Origin of the sequence: Oceanospirillum sediminis, from assembly GCF_014164585.1 — a bacterium.
Classification (GTDB): domain Bacteria; phylum Pseudomonadota; class Gammaproteobacteria; order Pseudomonadales; family Halomonadaceae; genus Oceanospirillum; species Oceanospirillum sediminis.
In genome coordinates, this window is record NZ_JACJFM010000230.1 from 1 (window position 1) to 358 (window position 358).

Sequence of the window (358 nt, forward strand, 5' to 3'; positions counted from 1 at the left end):
TGGGCAAACACCTACGTCGTCTAAGTAGAATGTACCAGATACATCGTCTCCTGGACTAATAAACATTTGAAATCTTATGTACTGTCCTGTAGGCTCAAAAGGTGTAAAGTCAGGAATTCCTAAAGCGCCAGATCCTGTAAATCCAGCAGTGGCTGTTGTAAAATCAAACCTTAGTTCCTCCCAGCCTGTTCCAGTATGTATAAGATTAACTTCAGCTTCACGTTCTGTGTCGTTGTTAGGGTCTTGTTGCACAGTTAATCTTACAGGTATTTGTGTGTCTGACCAAAACTTGAGTCTTACAATCTTATCATCATTTTCACCATTGCTACTAAAATCTATTGGGCTATTCATTTGAACA

The 358-nt window shown here is 39.4% G+C and carries 1 protein-coding gene; it reads right to left on the minus strand.

The genetic code is table 11. The features are described 5' to 3' along the window. A partial coding sequence (locus H4O21_RS28520; protein WP_220495884.1) for a hypothetical protein occupies positions 1–358 on the minus strand: 358 nt, incomplete at both ends.